This window comes from Klebsiella sp. WOUb02, from assembly GCF_050058015.1.
In the GTDB taxonomy this organism is placed as follows: Bacteria; Pseudomonadota; Gammaproteobacteria; order Enterobacterales; family Enterobacteriaceae; genus Klebsiella.
The window spans coordinates 1,771,896-1,788,576 of sequence record NZ_CP170110.1 but is presented as its reverse complement, the minus strand read 5'-3'; the positions used below and the strand labels follow the sequence as shown (position 1 = coordinate 1,788,576).

At 59.9% G+C, this 16,681-nt stretch carries 14 protein-coding genes and 3 pseudogenes; 11 read left to right on the top strand and 6 right to left on the bottom strand.

The genetic code is table 11. The features are described 5' to 3' along the window. Nucleotides 1-8 precede the first annotated feature (8 nt). From ABOC21_RS15520 to ABOC21_RS15480, 9 genes and pseudogenes are all read left to right on the top strand, one after another. Entirely contained in the window at nt 9-674 is a 666-nt protein-coding gene (locus ABOC21_RS15520; RefSeq protein WP_426815184.1) for an amino acid ABC transporter permease, read from the top strand. Then, entirely contained in the window at nt 674-1,330 is a 657-nt protein-coding gene (locus ABOC21_RS15515) for an amino acid ABC transporter permease (protein ID WP_426815506.1), read from the top strand. The genes ABOC21_RS15520 and ABOC21_RS15515 overlap by 1 nt, the downstream gene beginning before the upstream one ends. Next, nucleotides 1,311-2,048 carry an amino acid ABC transporter ATP-binding protein gene (locus tag ABOC21_RS15510; protein ID WP_426815183.1) on the top strand — a complete coding sequence of 246 codons (738 nt, stop codon included), beginning with the start codon at nt 1,311-1,313 and terminating at the stop codon, nt 2,046-2,048. Before ABOC21_RS15515 ends, ABOC21_RS15510 begins: the two co-directional genes overlap by 20 nt. Nucleotides 2,049-2,195: 147 nt before the next feature. After that, nucleotides 2,196-3,437: a pyridoxal-phosphate-dependent aminotransferase family protein gene (locus ABOC21_RS15505; protein WP_426815182.1), complete on the top strand. Its 1,242-nt coding sequence runs from the start codon at nt 2,196-2,198 to the stop codon at nt 3,435-3,437. Next, nucleotides 3,434-4,696 (top strand): allantoate amidohydrolase, encoded by a 1,263-nt coding sequence (gene hpxK, locus ABOC21_RS15500; RefSeq protein WP_426815181.1) that lies wholly within the window; start codon nt 3,434-3,436, stop codon nt 4,694-4,696. Before ABOC21_RS15505 ends, hpxK begins: the two co-directional genes overlap by 4 nt. 293 nt (nt 4,697-4,989) lie before the next feature. Further along, nucleotides 4,990-5,895, top strand: coding sequence for a diguanylate cyclase domain-containing protein (locus tag ABOC21_RS15495; protein ID WP_426815180.1), 906 nt, complete (start codon nt 4,990-4,992; stop codon nt 5,893-5,895). Nucleotides 5,896-6,009: 114 nt separating this feature from the next. Then, nucleotides 6,010-6,234, top strand: a pseudogene (locus ABOC21_RS15490) (DUF4160 domain-containing protein). A gap of 1 nt (nt 6,235) precedes the next feature. Continuing rightward, the gene (locus ABOC21_RS15485; protein WP_426815179.1) at nt 6,236-6,484 is read left to right on the top strand and encodes a DUF2442 domain-containing protein; all 249 of its coding nucleotides are present in this window, start codon (nt 6,236-6,238) and stop codon (nt 6,482-6,484) included. A gap of 171 nt (nt 6,485-6,655) precedes the next feature. Continuing rightward, nucleotides 6,656-6,862, top strand: a pseudogene (locus ABOC21_RS15480) (hypothetical protein); the annotation flags it as partial. Nucleotides 6,863-7,103: 241 nt separating this feature from the next. Here the strand turns inward: ABOC21_RS15480 and ABOC21_RS15475 are convergent. After that, nucleotides 7,104-8,189 carry a tartrate dehydrogenase gene (locus ABOC21_RS15475; RefSeq protein ID WP_426815178.1) on the bottom strand — a complete coding sequence of 362 codons (1,086 nt, stop codon included), beginning with the start codon at nt 8,187-8,189 and terminating at the stop codon, nt 7,104-7,106. A gap of 82 nt (nt 8,190-8,271) precedes the next feature. Between ABOC21_RS15475 and ABOC21_RS15470 the strand changes: the two genes are divergently transcribed. After that, nucleotides 8,272-9,225, top strand: a complete 954-nt coding sequence (locus tag ABOC21_RS15470) for a LysR substrate-binding domain-containing protein (protein ID WP_426815177.1) — start codon at nt 8,272-8,274, stop codon at nt 9,223-9,225. 29 nt (nt 9,226-9,254) lie between these two features. On the opposite strand, the gene puuE is transcribed toward ABOC21_RS15470, so the two are convergent. From puuE to puuD, 5 genes and pseudogenes are all read right to left on the bottom strand, one after another. Next, nucleotides 9,255-10,520, bottom strand: a complete 1,266-nt coding sequence (gene puuE / locus ABOC21_RS15465; protein WP_426815176.1) for a 4-aminobutyrate transaminase — start codon at nt 10,518-10,520, stop codon at nt 9,255-9,257. A gap of 49 nt (nt 10,521-10,569) precedes the next feature. Next, a pseudogene (locus ABOC21_RS15460) lies at nt 10,570-11,851 on the bottom strand (NAD(P)/FAD-dependent oxidoreductase). A gap of 2 nt (nt 11,852-11,853) precedes the next feature. Next, nucleotides 11,854-13,341, bottom strand: coding sequence for an aldehyde dehydrogenase PuuC (gene puuC / locus ABOC21_RS15455; protein ID WP_426815175.1), 1,488 nt, complete (start codon nt 13,339-13,341; stop codon nt 11,854-11,856). Nucleotides 13,342-13,645: 304 nt separating this feature from the next. Then, nucleotides 13,646-14,203 carry an HTH-type transcriptional regulator PuuR gene (gene puuR / locus ABOC21_RS15450; protein ID WP_426815174.1) on the bottom strand — a complete coding sequence of 186 codons (558 nt, stop codon included), beginning with the start codon at nt 14,201-14,203 and terminating at the stop codon, nt 13,646-13,648. Between the two features lie 25 nt (nt 14,204-14,228). After that, nucleotides 14,229-14,981, bottom strand: a complete 753-nt coding sequence (gene puuD / locus ABOC21_RS15445; RefSeq protein ID WP_426815173.1) for a gamma-glutamyl-gamma-aminobutyrate hydrolase — start codon at nt 14,979-14,981, stop codon at nt 14,229-14,231. Between the two features lie 224 nt (nt 14,982-15,205). Between puuD and puuA the strand changes: the two genes are divergently transcribed. After that, nucleotides 15,206-16,624 carry a glutamate-putrescine ligase gene (gene puuA, locus ABOC21_RS15440; protein WP_426815505.1) on the top strand — a complete coding sequence of 473 codons (1,419 nt, stop codon included), beginning with the start codon at nt 15,206-15,208 and terminating at the stop codon, nt 16,622-16,624. The last annotated feature ends 57 nt before the right edge of the window (nt 16,625-16,681 follow it).

Sequence of the window (16,681 nt, the reverse complement as noted above, 5' to 3'; positions counted from 1 at the left end):
GTCCCGGAATGACGGAACAACTTCATTTTTCTGCACTCTGGCCGCACTGGCCAGAGCTGCTGGCAGGGCTGTGGGTGACCGTGCAGCTGACGGCTCTGGCGACGGCGGGGGGCCTGGCGCTGGGCATTCTCGGCGCCGCGATTCGCAGCGGGCGTCCGACGTGGTTTAGCCGCATCTGGGGCGGCTACGTGGAGTCGATTCGCAATACGCCGTTCGTGGTGCAGCTGTTTTTTATCGTCTTTGGCCTGCCCAATTTAGGCTTAAAGATGACCGCCGGCGAGGCCGCGCTGCTGGCGATGGTGGTTAACCTCGGGGCTTACAGTACCGAAATCGTGCGCGCCGGGATTCAGGTTACTCCCAGGGGGCAGTGGGAGGCCGGGCGCGTGCTGGGGCTTAGCCGCACGCAGACCTTTATTCAGGTGGTTCTGCCGCCGGCGCTGCAGCGGATTTATCCGGCGCTGGTGAGCCAGTGCATCATCGTGATGCTGGGATCGTCGGTAGTGTCGCAGGTTTCCTATGAGGAGCTGACCTTCGCGGCGAACCTGATCCAGTCGCGCACCTTCCTCAGCTTTGAGGTCTATCTGGTGACGACGGGGATCTACCTGGCGCTGTCGATAACAATGCGTCAGCTGCTGATGGCGGCGGGGCGAAAATGGCTGGGAGTACAGGCATGATGGCCACCTTTACCGACTGGGACATTATCCGCAATCTGCTGCTGGCCGGGCGCTGGACGGTGCTGCTGTCGCTGGCGGCGTTTCTCGGCGGGGCGCTGGTGACGCTGCCGCTGCTGCTGCTGCGTCTGACCGGCGGGCGGCAGGTTAAGCGGCTGATCCGCGGCTACGTCGAGCTGTTCCAGGGCACGCCGCTGTTAATGCAGCTGTTCCTGGCCTTCTTCGGCGTGGCGCTGTTCGGCATCGACGTCTCGCCGTGGACCGCCGCGTCGCTGGCGCTGACCTTCTACACCAGCGCTTTTTTGCTCGATATCTGGTTCGGCAGCATCCGCGCCCTGCCGAAAGGGCAGTGGGAAGCCTCGCGCTGCCTCGGGCTGAGCTTCGCCCAGACGCTGTATCGCGTGGTGGCGCCGCAGGCGCTGCGCATCGCCATCGCCCCGACGGTGGGCTTCGCGGTGCAGGTGGTCAAAGGCACCGCCCTGGCGTCGATTATCGGCTTCGTCGAGCTGACCAAAGCGGGCACGATGCTGACTAACGTCACCTACCAGCCGTTTAAGGTCTTTGCGCTGGTGGCGCTGGGCTACTTCATTCTGTGCTACCCGCTGTCCCGCTACAGCCGCTATCTGGAGAACAAATTCAATGCCTCTCATCACCATTAATCAGATGCAGAAGTACTACGGCGACAACCACGTGCTCAAGGGCGTCGATCTGGATATCGATATGGGCGAGGTGATCTCGATTATCGGCCGCAGCGGCTCGGGGAAAAGCACGCTGCTGCGCTGCATCAACGGCCTGGAAGGGTATCAGGACGGCAGCATTAAGCTCGGCGGGATGACCATTACCGACCGCGATTCGCAGGCCCGCGAGATCAGCCGTTCCATCGGGATGGTGTTCCAGAACTTTAACCTGTTCCCGCACATGACGGCGCTGGAAAACGTGATGCTGGCCCCGCGGCGGGTGCTGAAAAAGAGCGCCGCCGAGTGCCGCGAGCTGGCCCGGCAGATGCTGGAAAAAGTGGGGCTCGGCGACCGCCTGGACTACTATCCGGCCAATCTTTCCGGCGGCCAGCAGCAGCGGGTAGCGATTGCCCGGGCGCTGGCGATGTCGCCGAAGGTTCTGCTGTGCGACGAGATCACCTCGGCGCTGGACCCCGAGCTGGTTGGCGAAGTGCTCAAGGTGCTTGAACAGCTGGCCGCCGAAGGGATGACGCTGATCCTCGTCACTCATGAAATGAATTTTGCCCGGGAAGTGGGCGACCGCGTGGTGTTTATGCATCAGGGGCGCGTCTGGGAACAGGGCGACAGCAAAACGCTGTTTGCCAACCCGCAGACTCTCGAGCTGAAGCAGTTTATCTCCTCCGTGCGCGGCCTGAATTAAGCGTCTGGCCCTATTCGCCGTTTTGCACCGCGGCGCGGCCCGAAATCCGCACGTACTACCTGTACGCTCCGGTTTTTCCGCGCTGTCCGTGTTCGAACTGCCTGCAATAATTACGCCTACCGGGATAGGCATACTAAGGAATGTAAGATGGATATCGCTCAGTTTTCGCAAATCAACCCGCCGCCGCGCCTGCTGATGGGGCCGGGGCCGATCAACGCCGACCCGCGCGTGCTGCGCGCCATGTCGAGCCAGCTTATCGGTCAGTATGACCAGGCGATGACCCACTATATGAACGAAGTGATGGCCCTGTATCGCGGCGTGTTTCGCACCGATAACCGCTGGACGATGCTGGTGGACGGCACCTCGCGCGCGGGCATTGAGGCGATTCTGGTCTCCGCTATTCGTCCCGGCGACAGGGTGCTGGTGCCGGTATTCGGCCGCTTTGGCCACCTGCTGTGTGAAATCGCCCGCCGCTGCCGCGCCGAGGTCCATACCATTGAGGTGCCGTGGGGCGAAGTCTTCACCCCTGACCAAATTGAAGAGGCGATCAGGCGCGTCCGCCCGCGCCTGCTGTTAACGGTGCAGGGCGATACCTCCACCACCATGCTGCAGCCGCTGGCCGAGCTGGGCGAAATCTGCCGCCGCTACGACGTGCTGTTCTATACCGACGCCACCGCGTCGCTGGGCGGTAACGCCCTCGAAAGCGACGCCTGGGGGCTGGATGCGGTATCGGCGGGGATGCAGAAGTGCCTGGGCGGCCCGTCCGGCACCTCGCCCGTCACCCTCAGCGCACGAATGGAAGAGGTGATACGCCGCCGCAAATGCGTGGAGGAGGGGATTCGCACCGACGCCCATCTCGACGGCGTTGATGAGGCGATCTACTCCAACTACTTCGATCTCGGCATGATCATGGATTACTGGGGGCCGGAGCGCCTGAATCACCATACCGAGGCCACTTCGGCGCTGTTCGCCGCCCGCGAATGCGCCCGCCTGATCCTTGAGGAGGGGTTGGACAACGGCATTGCCCGGCACAAGCTGCACGGCGATGCGCTGCTGAAGGGGATCCAGGCGATGGGGCTGGAGACCTTCGGCGACCTGCGGCACAAGATGAACAACGTGCTGGGGGTGGTTATCCCGCAGGGGATCAACGGCGACCAGCTGCGTAAAATCATGCTCGACGATTTCGCCATCGAGATCGGCACCTCGTTCGGCCCGCTGCACGGCAAGGTATGGCGTATCGGCACGATGGGCTATAACGCGCGCAAAGATTGCGTGATGACCACCCTCAGCGCTCTGGAGTCGGTGCTGAATCACCTCAAATTTGCCACCACTCAGGGCGCCGCGATGCAGGCGGCGTGGGACCACTACCGCAGCGAGACGCCGCAATGAGCCAGGCGGTACGCCAGCAGGCGGAGTGGGCGCAGGCCGCGGCGCGGGTGATGGCGCGGGCCGACGAGCTGGCGGCGATCAGCGAAAGCGCGGATGCCCTGACCCGGGTTTATCTGTCGCCGCAGCATCTGCAGGCCAACCAGCAGGTCGCCCGCTGGATGACCGAGGCCGGGATGCGCGTCTGGCAGGATAGCGTCGGCAATATTTGCGGACGCTACGAAGGGGAGCGGGAAGGAGCCGCGGCCATTCTGTTAGGTTCGCATCTCGATACCGTGCGCAACGCCGGGCGCTACGACGGCATGCTGGGAGTGCTGACGGCGATCGAGGTCGTACACCGCCTCCATCAGCAGGGCCGTCGTCTGGCGAAAGCCGTTGAGATTGTCGGCTTCGGCGATGAGGAGGGGACGCGCTTCGGCATTACTCTGCTCGGCAGCCGGGGTTTGACCGGCACCTGGCCCGAGGGCTGGCTGGCGCAGACCGATGCCGAAGGCGCCAGCGTGGCGCAGGCGATGGTCCAGGCCGGGCTCGATCCGACGCGGATCGCGCTCGCCGCCCGCCGGGTAGAGGAGATTGCCGCCTACCTCGAGCTGCATATCGAGCAGGGGCCGTGCCTCGAACAGGAGGGGCTGGCGCTGGGCGTGGTTGAGGCCATCAACGGCGCGCGCCGCCTGAATTGCCGCTTTACCGGCGAGGCGGGCCACGCGGGGACGGTGCCGATGAGCCATCGCCGGGATGCGCTGGCCGCCGCCGCCGAATGGATGACGCTGATTGAGAGCCGCACCCGCCAGCGGGGAGGCAACCTCGTGGCCACGGTAGGCACCCTGCACTGCGCGCCGGGGGCGGTCAACGTGATCCCCGGCGAGGTGACGTTGAGCCTTGATATTCGCGGCCCGCAGGAGGGGCCGTTAGAGGCGCTGCTGGGCACGCTGCTCGACGATGCGCGGACGATTGCCGGCCGCCGCGGCCTGCAGTTTGGCTCCGAGGAGTTCTACCGGATTGCGGCCACCGCCTGCGATGAGCGGCTGCAGCAGGTGCTGAGCGCGGCCGTGTGCCGGGTACAGGATCGTTCCCTGGCGCTGCCGAGCGGCGCCGGGCACGACGCCATCGCGATGGCCGAACGCTGGCCGGTAGGGATGCTGTTTGTTCGCTGCAAGGGCGGCGTCAGCCATCATCCGGCGGAGTCGGTGACGGCGGTGGACGTTGCCCTGGCGATCGCCGCGTTTAGCCAGGCAACCCTGGCGTTGAGCGATATGACCTGACGCTCTTTCCCGCTTCGACAGTAGAAGCAATGGGGATTTGCAATAAAATTAGCACTAAATGCTAAAAATGCCGCAGGCGATCGCTATACCATCCGCGGCACTGACCTCGTCGCCATGGATTGGTAGTCAGTTGGAAACATTCCGCGGGGTCAGTCCACTCTCTTTATCCGCCGTTATAGCCACTTCACGCCACCTTATTTATGCGCCTGCAACGCGGCTTTTTGCTGCGCCGAATCTCATCGGGCTGCTATGCTGCGTTTTGCGAGAGACAACGTTGTTTGAGAGACATGCCAATGCCTGATTTACAAAAACATTTGCCTCCCAGAGCCGCGCTGGCCACCTCCCGGTTTAACCTGCTGCCCGCGCTATTGGTGATTATCGCCGTTTCGGCGCTCTGTATTTTCATCTCGCAACCCTTAGGCCCCTGGCGCGTGATATTTGCCAACTCCGGACTCTATATCGATCTGCTGGCCCTGCTGTTTCTGGTGTTTATGCTGTGGAATTCGGCAAAAGTCAGAATGAGCCACGTGGCGATTAACTGGGTGCGCTACGGGCTGCTGCTGTGGATCGCCGGCGGCACCTTCGACTTAATGGATGAGATTTTCGTCCAGCCGCGATGGATGGGCTACTACTGTGAAGACCTGCTGCGTCTGTTGGGTATGCTTCTGACCACGATCGGGATCTACAAAATTATCGATCGCATTAACATTCTCTACGTCGACGCGCGATCGCAATCGCTTAAAGATGAATTAACCCAGCTGCCGAACCGACGCTTCTTTATCGATAGCATTCGCGAAAAGCAGGGCCATCAGCTGGCGCTGATGATTCTCGATATCGATTTCTTCAAGAAAATAAACGACACCTACGGTCACCTGGCGGGCGACGAGGTGCTGTTTGCGCTCGGCAAGCAGCTGGCAAAATTAACCAGCGATAAAATACAGCCGGCGAGGATTGGCGGCGAGGAGTTCGCCATTATCGTTGACGGGATGTCGCCTGACGAGGTGCGGAGCCTGGCGCAGTCGATTCTGGAGAACGTGCGCACCATTCTGATTAACAGCGACTACCCGCTGTCGGTAAGCATCGGCGTCGGCATGCGCGGCCGCGATGAGCCGCAGGACGCGTTTATCAAGAAAGTGGATGAAGCGCTGTACAAGGCGAAAAACAACGGCCGCGGCCGGGTGGAGTGGGCCGCTGAGTGAGACGTGCGGTCGCATAAACAGCGCTCTCGCCAGCGATAGCGGCTGGCGGGAAAATAGCCTTAATATAGAAAGCTCCCCGCATCATTATCCAAAGGATAACTTAAGGATTTTTGTATGCCTGTTATACTCAGGGTCAACGGTTTCAGGTTCTTTTTTTACTCAAATGAGGGCAATCCGCTCGAACCTGCACCTATTCATGTGATGAAAGCAGGTAATGAAGCAAAGTTCTGACTGGCTCCTTCTGTTGATCTGGCCAGCAATGATGGATTTGACGCCAGAGTATTAAAAGAGCTGGCTGGGGTTGTTGAAGATAACCAAACGTTGTTTCTGGAGGCCTGAAATGACTATTTCAGCTAAGAGCGTCAGCTTCGATGAATCCACTATGTGGGTGAAACTCAGCGATGCCAGGATAATCGGGGTGCCGCTGGCATGGTTTCCTCGTCTGCTTCATGCTTCTGTGGAACAGTTGAATAACTATGAGCTGAGCCCTCGCGGTATTCACTGGGATGCGCTGGATGAAGATATTTCTGTCGCAGGTCTGCTTGATGGTCGTGGTGATGTGACTCACCGGCCTCACAAAGTGGCTTGACGCTTATTATCACGCCGAAACGCTGACCTTCCGGTCGGCGTTATTTTTCATTTGAGGAAAATCAGTTGTTAATTGAGCGAATGTGGGGGAATTTCGCACAGTGAGGCCTGTTCTATCACCATACGGGAAATTTCCGGATGAAATTTCAACCTCGTTGTAAGACCCTTACTGCTGTTCTACTGCTGTTCTACTGCTGTTCTACTGCTGTTTTTGCTGTCCGGCTGTTCCTCTTCACCCCAGAAACTACAGCCGCGCGATGCCGCTGTACCCACGCCTTCTGTCACCGTCACTCTCAATGTTTAGGCCCTCGCTCCTGATGAATATGTCCGAACGCCGGAGGTGGTTCGTTATGACCGTTACCTGCTGGTCAGCACGGATTTAAGCTGGCGTTCGGTGAATCGGAGCTTACGCATAGCGCTCTTCTCAGGAGACGTAATTGGTATGATGGAATATATCCATAAGTGAATAGTTCGTTCAGGCGGGATACTTACAAATGCGGTAGCTGTGCACCTTTGGCAGCAGATATCGTCACTGCGTGCCTACGGTTCGCCCGGGGCTACCGTTCATCGCGGTAGTCCCGGGCGTCGGGCGTGCTGCCCATTCGGCAGCGGACTCCCACTTAACGCAGAATAGCCTGACAAATCGCCTCGCTGACCTGCTGAGTCGAGGCTGCGCCTTGCATATCCGGCGTTTTGGGCCCGATGGCGATAACCTGCTCAATCGCTGCCAGAATACCGTTATGTGCCGCTTCGTAGCGCGCGTCGCCCGCGCCGAGGAAATCAAGCATCATCGCCCCGGCCCAGATAGTCGCTATCGGGTTGGCGATATTTTTGCCGTAAATATCCGGGGCCGAGCCGTGGACCGGCTCAAATAGCGACGGGAAGGTGCGCTCGGGATTAAGGTTCGCCGAAGGGGCGATACCGATGGTGCCGGTACAGGCCGGGCCGAGGTCGGAGAGAATGTCGCCAAACAGGTTGGAGCCGACCACCACGTCAAAGCGCTCGGGCTGTAGCACGAAGCGGGCGCAGAGGATATCGATATGCTGCTTGTCCCAGCGGATCTCCGGGTAGTTCTGCGCCATCGCCTCAACCCGCTCGTCCCAGTAAGGCATGCTGATGGCGAGACCGTTGGACTTGGTCGCCGAGGTGAGGATTTTGCGCGGCCGGCTTTGCGCCAGCTCAAAGGCGTAGCGCAGAATGCGGTCGACGCCGCGGCGGGTGAACACCGACTCCTGAATCACCACCTCGTGCTCGGTGCCCGGATTCACGCGCCCGCCAAGGGACGAGTATTCGCCTTCGGTATTCTCACGCACCACGTAGAAATCGATATCACCGGCCTTTTTCCCCGCCAGCGGGCAGGGCACGCCGGGGAACAGGCGCACCGGGCGCAGGTTGACGTACTGATCGAACTCGCGGCGAAACTTCAGCAGCGATCCCCACAGGGAGACGTGATCCGGTACGGTATCGGGCCAGCCGACGGCGCCGAAATAGATGGCATCGAACTCTTTGAGTTGAGCATGCCAGTCGTCCGGCATCATTTTGCCGTGGTGGGTATAATATTCGCAGCTCGCCCACTCAATCTGCTCAAAACTCAGCGCCAGATCCCAGCGTTCGGCCGCGGCCTGTAAGACGCGAATACCTTCAGGCAAAACTTCTTTACCAATACCGTCACCGGGGATGGCGGCAATGCGCCAGGTTTTCTTCATATCGGTTCTCACTTATTAGCGTTCGGAATTGACTTCCCCCTTATCCTATAATTGACTGGTTCATAATTAATCACGCTAACTGGTGAAACATAAAACACAGATCATGAATAATCTGCCGCTGCTAAATGATTTACGCGTGTTTATGCTGGTTGCCCGCCGCGCCGGTTTTGCCGCCGTCGCCGAAGAGCTGGGGGTCTCTCCGGCCTTCGTCAGCAAGCGAATTTCCCTGCTTGAGCAGACCCTGAACGTGGTGCTTTTACACCGCACCACGCGGCGGGTCACCATCACCGAGGAGGGGGAGCGCATCTACGAATGGGCGCAGCGCATTTTGCAGGATGTCGATCAGATGATGGACGAACTCTCCGACGTCCGTCAGGTCCCGCAGGGTACGCTGCGCATTATCAGCAGCTTTGGCTTTGGCCGACGGGTGGTGGCTCCCGCCCTGTCGGCGCTGGCCTCGCAGTACCCTCAGATGGAGCTGCGCTTTGATGTCGAAGACCGGCTGGTGGATCTGGTCAACGAAGGCGTGGATTTAGATATTCGGGTGGGGGACGATATTGCTCCGAACCTGATTGCCCGCAAGCTGACGAGCAATCACCGCATTCTCTGCGCCTCGCCGGGCTTTCTGGCGCGTTATCCGCAGCCTAAACAGCTCAGCGATCTGGCGGCCTTGCCGTGCCTGGTGATTAAAGAGCGCGATCGGCCCTTCGGCGTGTGGCAGCTGCAGGGTAAAGAGGGGGAAAGGGCGATTAAGGTCACCGGCCCGCTGTCGTCGAACCACGGCGAAATTGTGCATCAGTGGTGCCTTGACGGTCAGGGGATCGCTTTACGCTCCTGGTGGGACGTGAATGAAAATATCGCCAGCGGTCATTTGGTTCACCTGCTGCCGGACTATTACCAGCCCGCCAACGTCTGGGCGGTATACGTGTCGCGGCTGGCGACCTCAGCTAAAATTCGCGCTACCGTGGAGTTTTTGCGCCACTATTTTCAGCAGCACTATCCGCAGCAGCGTATCGTCAGCGACGAGGCGAAATAGCCGGCGGCGCAGGCCGCCGGCCGAGAGCGCTACGGGCGAGTCACGTTTTGCAAAATAGCCAGCGCGCTGGCGAACTGCGGGTCCGGGATGGTCAGCGGATAGAGGAAGCGGATCACGTTGCCGTACTGGCCGCAGGTCAGCAGCAGCAGGCCCTGCTCCAGCGCCCGGCGCTGGATCGCCTGCGCCAGCGCTGCCGAAGGTTCGCCGCTCGCCGGGTCAACGAACTCGGCGGCAATCATCGAACCCACGCCGCGCACTTCCGCCAGCCCCGGACACCAGGCTTTTGCCTCTTCCAGCGTTGCAGCCAGGCGTTCGCCGAGAGCCTGCGCGCGGGCGCACAGACCCTCTTTATCAATAATATTCAGCACCGCGTGGGCGGCGGCCACCGCCAGCGGGTTACCGGCATAGGTGCCGCCTAATCCGCCCGGCGCCGGCGCGTCCATAATCTGCGCGTTGCCGACCACCCCGGAGAGCGGCATGCCGCCCGCCAGGCTCTTCGCCATGGTCATCAGATCCGGCTTGTCGGCATAGTGATCCATCGCGAACAGCTTGCCGGTACGGGCAAAACCGCTCTGTACCTCATCGGCGATCATCACGATGCCGTGCTCGTCGCAGAGGCGGCGCACGGCGGCGACCAGCTCTTTAGGCGCGACGTTAAAACCACCTTCGCCCTGTACCGGTTCAAAAATAATCGCCGCCACCTGTTTGGCTTCAATATCGGCCTTAAACAGACGCTCGATGGCGGTTATCGCATCCTGAGTGGTAACGCCGTGCAGGGCTGACGGATAGGGGACGTGGTAGACGGAGCCGGGGAACGGCCCGAAGCCCAGCTTATAGGGGGCTACTTTACCGGTCAGCGCCATCGTCATGTAGGTGCGGCCGTGGAAGCCGCCGCCAAAAGCGATCACCCCGGGCCGTCCGGTATGGGCGCGGGCAATTTTAATCGCGTTTTCTACCGCTTCGGCGCCGGTAGAAAAGAAGGCGGTCTTGGCCGGACCGCGCACCGGCGCCAGCTCGTTAAGCTTCTCGGCCAGCGCGACGTAGCTCTCGTAGGGCACAATCTGGTAGGCGGTATGGGTAAACTGCTGCAGCTGCTGCTGTACGGCGGCGACCAGCTCCGGATGGCGATGCCCGGTATTCAGCACGGCGATGCCGGCGGCAAAGTCGATGTAATCCCGACCTTCGACGTCGGTCAGGGTGGCGTTTTGCGCCGATTGGGCAAAGAAGTTGCACATCACGCCCACGCCGCGCGGGGTTGCTGCAAGACGACGCTGATGAAATTCGCTGTTGTTCATGTTTCACACCTTTTTAGCAAAAATTAATGACGTTGACCGGCGCGGGGGATTACACCCCGAGGCGATCGCGCAGGCTGTAGTAGGCGGCACCCATCGCGGTGAACGGAATGCGCAGGCTGCGCCCGCCCGGGAACGGATAGTGCGGCAGTTTGGCGAAGGCGTCGAAGCGCTCGGCGTCGCCGCGCAGCAGTTCGGAAATTAGCCTGCCGGCGAGATGCGTACAGGTCACGCCGTGGCCGCTGTAGCCCTGCATGTAATAAATGTTCTTATCGAGACGGCCGAACTGCGGCATCCGCGACAGGGTCAGCAGGAAGTTGCCGGTCCAGCGATAGTCGATCTTCACCCCCTTCAGCCTGCGGGAAGGTTTTCAGCAGCTTGGGCATAATCAGGCGCTCGACGTCGTCCGGGTCCCGGGCGCCGTACACCACGCCGCCGCCGTAGAGCAGGCGGTTATCGCCGGTTAAGCGGTAGTAATCCAGCAGGTAGTTGCAGTCCTCCACGCAGTAGTTCTGTGGGATCAGCGAACGCGCCACCTCGTCGGAGAGCGGCTCGGTGGTGACCACCTGGGTGCCGCAGGGCATGCTGCGCTTCGCCAGCTCCGGCTCGAGCTTATCGCCGAGATAGGCGTTACCGGCGACGATAACGTAGCGCGCGGTGACCTGACCGCGGGCGGTGCTGACCACCGCCGGGCTGGTGTGCTGGATCTGCGTGACCGGCGAGCGCTCGTACACCCGGCCGCCGTTGAGGCGGATAGCGTCCGCTTCACCGATGGCCAGATTCAGGGGATGAATATGACCGCCGCTGTGGTCGAGCAGCGCGCCGGTGTAGCGGTCGCTGTTGACTTCGCGACGGATAGCGGCGGCGTCCAGCAGCTCCAGCTGGTTATTGCCGTAGCGCTCCCAGTTCTCTTTTTGCTCCTCCAGCGTCTCCAGCTGCTTATGGTTCATCGCCACGAACAGGCCGCCGGGGCGGTAGTCGCAGGCAATCTGATAGCGCGCGATGCGTTCGCGGATAATATCGCCGCCTTCAAACATCATGCTGCCCAGCATTTTTGCCGCATCCGGGCCGTAGGTGCGTTCAATCACGTCGATGTCGCGGCTGTAGGAGTTAACCAGCTGGCCGCCGTTGCGGCCGCTGGCGCCGAAGCCGATGCGCGCGCCTTCCAGCAGCACCACGTCGTAGCCCAGTTCCGCAAGATGCAGGGCCGAGGAGAGGCCGGTATAGCCGCCGCCGACGACGCAGACGTCGCAGCTGATGGATTCATCCAGCGTCGGGAACGGCTCATAGGCGTTGGCGCTGGCGGCGTAATAGCTGGTGGTATGTTCGGTCATGATTAGGACTCCAGAGCAATCCAGATGGTTTTCAGTTCGGTGAATTTTTCCAGCGCATGCAGGGACTTATCGCGTCCGTTTCCGCTCTGCTTGTAGCCGCCAAAAGGTACGGTCATATCGCCATCGTTATAGTTGTTGACGAAGACCGAGCCGGCCTTCAGGCGGCGGCTCAGGCGGTGGGCGCGGGAGAGATCGCGGGTCCACACCGCGGCGCCGAGGCCATAGCTGCTGTCGTTGGCCAACTGCAGCGCCTGTTCCTCGGTTTTAAAGCGGGTCACCACCAGCACCGGGCCAAAGATCTCTTCCCGGCTAATGGGCGAGGCGGGATCGACGTCGACAAAAATGGTTGGCCCAATGGCCGCCGGCCACGGGTTTTTGCGCCCGTCGAGCAGCAGGGTGCTGTTACTCTCTCCGGCGCGAATAAAGCTATGAACGCTGTCGGCGTGGGTGTTATCGATAAGCATGCCCATCGTGGTGTTGGGATCGAGCGGGTTGCCCGGCTGCCAGAGGCTCGCCTGCTCCTGCAGACGCGCGAGAAACTCGTCGGCGATGCTCTCTTCGACCAGCAGACGAGTGCCGGCGATGCACACCTGGCCCTGGTTGTAGAAGATGCCGCCGGCGGTGGCGTTCACCGCTTTTTGCAGATCGGGGCAGTCGGCGAAGACGATGTTGGCGCTTTTGCCGCCGGCCTCCAGCCACACGCGCTTCATATTGCTGTCGCCGGCATCTTTTAACAGCTGCTTGCCGGTGCGGGTCGAGCCGGTAAAGGTGATGACTTCAACATCCGGGTGCAGGGAGAGGGCCTGGCCCGCCTCGTGGCCGAAGCCGCTGATGACGTTGAGCACGCCGTCCGGCAGCCCGGCCTCTTTTGCCAGTCCGGCAAGGCGCAGCGCGCTGAGCGGCGATTTTTCTGACGGCTTAAGGATCACGCTGTTGCCGGCCGCCAGCACCGGGCCCAGCTTCCAGCAGGCCAGCAGCAGGGGGAAGTTCCACGGCACAACCGCGGCGACGACGCCAATCGGTTCGCGAACGATCAGCGCCAGCTCGTTCGCCCCGGTCGGGGCAACTTCGCCATAGACTTTATCGATGGCCTCGGCGTACCAGCGGATCGCCCGCGCCGCGCCGGGAATGTCGTCGCGCAGGCTGTGGCGGATCGGTTTGCCGGTGTCGAGGGTTTCCAGCAGCGCCAGCTCTTCGCGATGGGCTTCCATCAGGTCGGCAAATTTATGCAGCACCGCCTTGCGCCGGGCCGGCGAGGCCTGGGACCAGTCGCCGCGATCGAAGACGCTGCGCGCGGCCTGAACGGCGCGTTCGACGTCGGCTTTTTTACCGCGCGCCACGTGGGCCAGCGTCTGCTGAGCGGCGGGGTCGATGGTTTCAAAGGTGCTATTATCGGCGGCGGAGCAATATTCTCCGTTAATAAATAAACGGGTTTCCGGTTGCAGGTTCTTTGCTTGTTCCTGCCAGTAGGTTAGATGCTGAAAATCCATATATAGACTCCATCATAATATAAGCGGGTAAGAGTATTCATAAGCTAATCGGATAATAATCTCAGGTATTTTCAGACAGCGCGGGGCGGCTTCGGCCAGAGCTCAGCCGATGCGTTGGGATACGCAAGATCCCCGGAGTCAAATACCGTTCAGCGCTATTTATTTGCGCATCGTATTGCGGCCGGCGGAGAGTTATATTTCCGCGCTACGCAAATAAACTATTTGCGTACTCTGCGCGCCGGCGGAAATATTTCAGCCACCGGCGCGGGCCTGAAGAAAACCTGAAACCAGCTCAGGCTAAAAATTAGAACGTGGTGGGGGTATGGGCACTGATAATTCGGCAAACGCCTGCCGAGGTGTTGCTGAAGCTGTGCGGTATGCCGGTATTAATGGCATAGCTCTGTCCGGCAACCAGATGATACGACTGACCGTTAATAATCAGCACGACCTCACCTTCCAGTACGGTGCCTATCTCCTCACCCTGATGTTTGATCCTCTCCCCGGTGGTGGTTCCAGGCTGGTAAGTTTCAAAAATCATCGCCAGCGTACGGTTCGGATTTCCGTTGTGGACCAGCTTCATCGAAACGCCCTGACTGCCCATTTCGATAAGATCATCCTGATTAATAACCACCTGCGGTTCATCAGGTTTTTCTGGTTCAGAAAAGAATTCCGAGAGCGACAGCCCATAGACTTTCAGCAGCTTTTGCAGCGTACTGATGGCAGGACTGACTTTATCCTGCTCTATGGTACTGATGGCACTATGTGTTAACCCAGACAGTTCGGCGGCACGACGCTGTGAGAGACCCAGCTGTTGGCGGATCTCTGACAGACGTTTCCCTGGCGCCAGTCCGTCATCGCTCATATTTGCATTTCCTTAACTGTAGTGGTCAGAGCCGCTGCTTTTCAGCAACGTGGTTCTGACAGGCGGTGATAAAACCTGCAAACAACATACGCGACAGGGCGTATTCGCTACTGTTCCATTCAGGATGCCACTGTACGCCCAGCGCGAAAGGGTGGTCGCTAACGCTGACCGCTTCCGCCAGCCCGTCCGAAGAGCGGGCCTCCACGCGCAGGCGTGGGCCTAACGTTTTTGCTCCCTGGCCGTGTAGTGAGTTTACCCAAAACGTGTTGCAGCCCGGTATTAACTGAGAAAGTAATCCTCCTTCCTGAACCTGAACTTCGTGAGAGGGAGCGTACTGCTGCTCTACCGGAAGCTCGGGATCTTCGCGATGTTCAAGCAGTTCCGGCTGCTCGAAAAGACGACGATACAGAGTCCCGCCGGTGGCGACAACCAGTTCCTGCAACCCACGGCAGATGGCGAAAATGGGGATGCGCCTTTCGAGTGCGGCGGCAATTAATGCCATGCTCAGAAGATCACGCCCGGGATCGGCGTCAGGCTCATCGCCGTTTTCACCATAAAGGTGCGGCTGAACGTTGCTGGGGCTGCCTGGCAGATAGATGCCGTCCAGTTTGGGGAGCAGATCGGCAAGCAGCTCCGGCTCGGCCAGCGCGTGCGGCAGGGCAATCGGCAGCCCGCCGGCGTGAATAATCGCATTCAGGTACTTTTCTTGCAGGGTCTGGGTCTGGTGACCCTTCAGTCTGTTTCTGCACATCACGACGCCAATAACTGGCTTGTACATTATATTTTCCATGATCGCCCTCACAAAGTGGACTAAATTATGACCATTTAGGGTGTTAAAAGGCCATATCGTTCAATATTTTCTCAATCTAGCAGTGGGAATAGCCGTTTGCAAACTTAATTTAACATTTGACAAACATTTTGTTTGCATACACATTCGAATGGTGGGCATTATATTTGACGGCAGCAGGCCGAAGTCCGAAACCAACACAACGGCGGTGAATGATGGAAACCAATATCGTAGAAGTTGAGAATTTTGTTCAGCAGTCAGAAGAGAGACGGGGCAGCGCATTTACTGCTGAAGTAAAGCGCTACCTTGAACGCTACCCTGATACCCAGTACGTCGATGTGCTGTTAACCGACCTTAACGGCTGCTTCCGCGGCAAGCGCATCCCGGTCTCCAGCCTGAGCAAACTGGAAAAAGGGTGCTACTTCCCGGCCTCGGTTTTTGCGATGGATATTCTGGGCAACGTGGTGGAAGAGGCGGGCCTCGGCCAGGATATGGGCGAGCCGGACTGCACCTGCGTGCCGGTGCCGGGCACCTTAACGCCTTCCGCCGCCGATCCGCAGTACATCGGCCAGGTGCTGCTGACCATGGTTGATGAAGATGGCGCTCCCTTTGACGTTGAGCCGCGGAACGTACTGAACCGTCTCTGGCAGCAGCTGCGCCAGCGCGGGCTGTTCCCCGTGGTAGCGGTAGAGCTGGAGTTCTATTTACTCGATCGTCAGCGCGATGCCGAAGGCTATCTCCAGCCGCCCTGCGCGCCGGGCACCGACGTGCGCAACACCCAAAGCCAGGTTTACTCGGTTGATAACCTCAACCACTTCGCCGACGTGCTGAATGATATCGACGAGCTGGCCCAGCTGCAGCTGATCCCGGCCGATGGCGCGGTAGCGGAAGCCTCGCCGGGACAGTTTGAAATCAACCTTTACCATACCGATAACGTGCTCGATGCCTGCGATGATGCGCTGGCGTTAAAACGCCTCGTGCGTTTAATGGCGGAGAAGCATAAGATGCACGCCACTTTTATGGCTAAGCCCTATGAAGAGCACGCCGGCAGCGGGATGCATATCCATATCAGCATGCAGAACAATAAAGGTGAAAACGTGCTGGCGGACGCGCAGGGCGAAGATTCCGCGCTGCTCAAGCGCGCGCTGGCCGGGATGATTGACCTGATGCCGGCGTCGATGGCGCTGCTGGCGCCGAACGTTAACTCGTACCGTCGCTTTCAGCCGGGAATGTACGTCCCGACCCAGGCATCGTGGGGACACAACAACCGCACCGTGGCGCTGCGCATTCCCTGCGGCGATCGCCATAACCACCGCGTCGAGTATCGGGTGGCGGGGGCGGATGCCAACCCGTATCTGGTGATGGCGGCAATATTCGCCGGGATTTTACACGGGCTGGACAACACGCTGCCGCTGCAGGAAGAGGTGGAGGGTAACGGGCTCGAGCAGGAGGGGCTGCCGTTCCCGATTCGCCAAAGCGATGCGCTGTGGGAATTTATGCAAAACGACACCCTGCGAGAGCTGCTCGGCGAGCGCTTCTGCCACGTTTACCATGCCTGTAAGCATGATGAGCTGCTGCAGTTTGAGCGCCTGATCACCGAAACCGAGATTGAGTGGATGTTGAAAAACGCCTGATCGCCGCCCCGCAGGGGCGCGAGGGGTGAGAACCACCGGTAGCATCATACGGCCTGA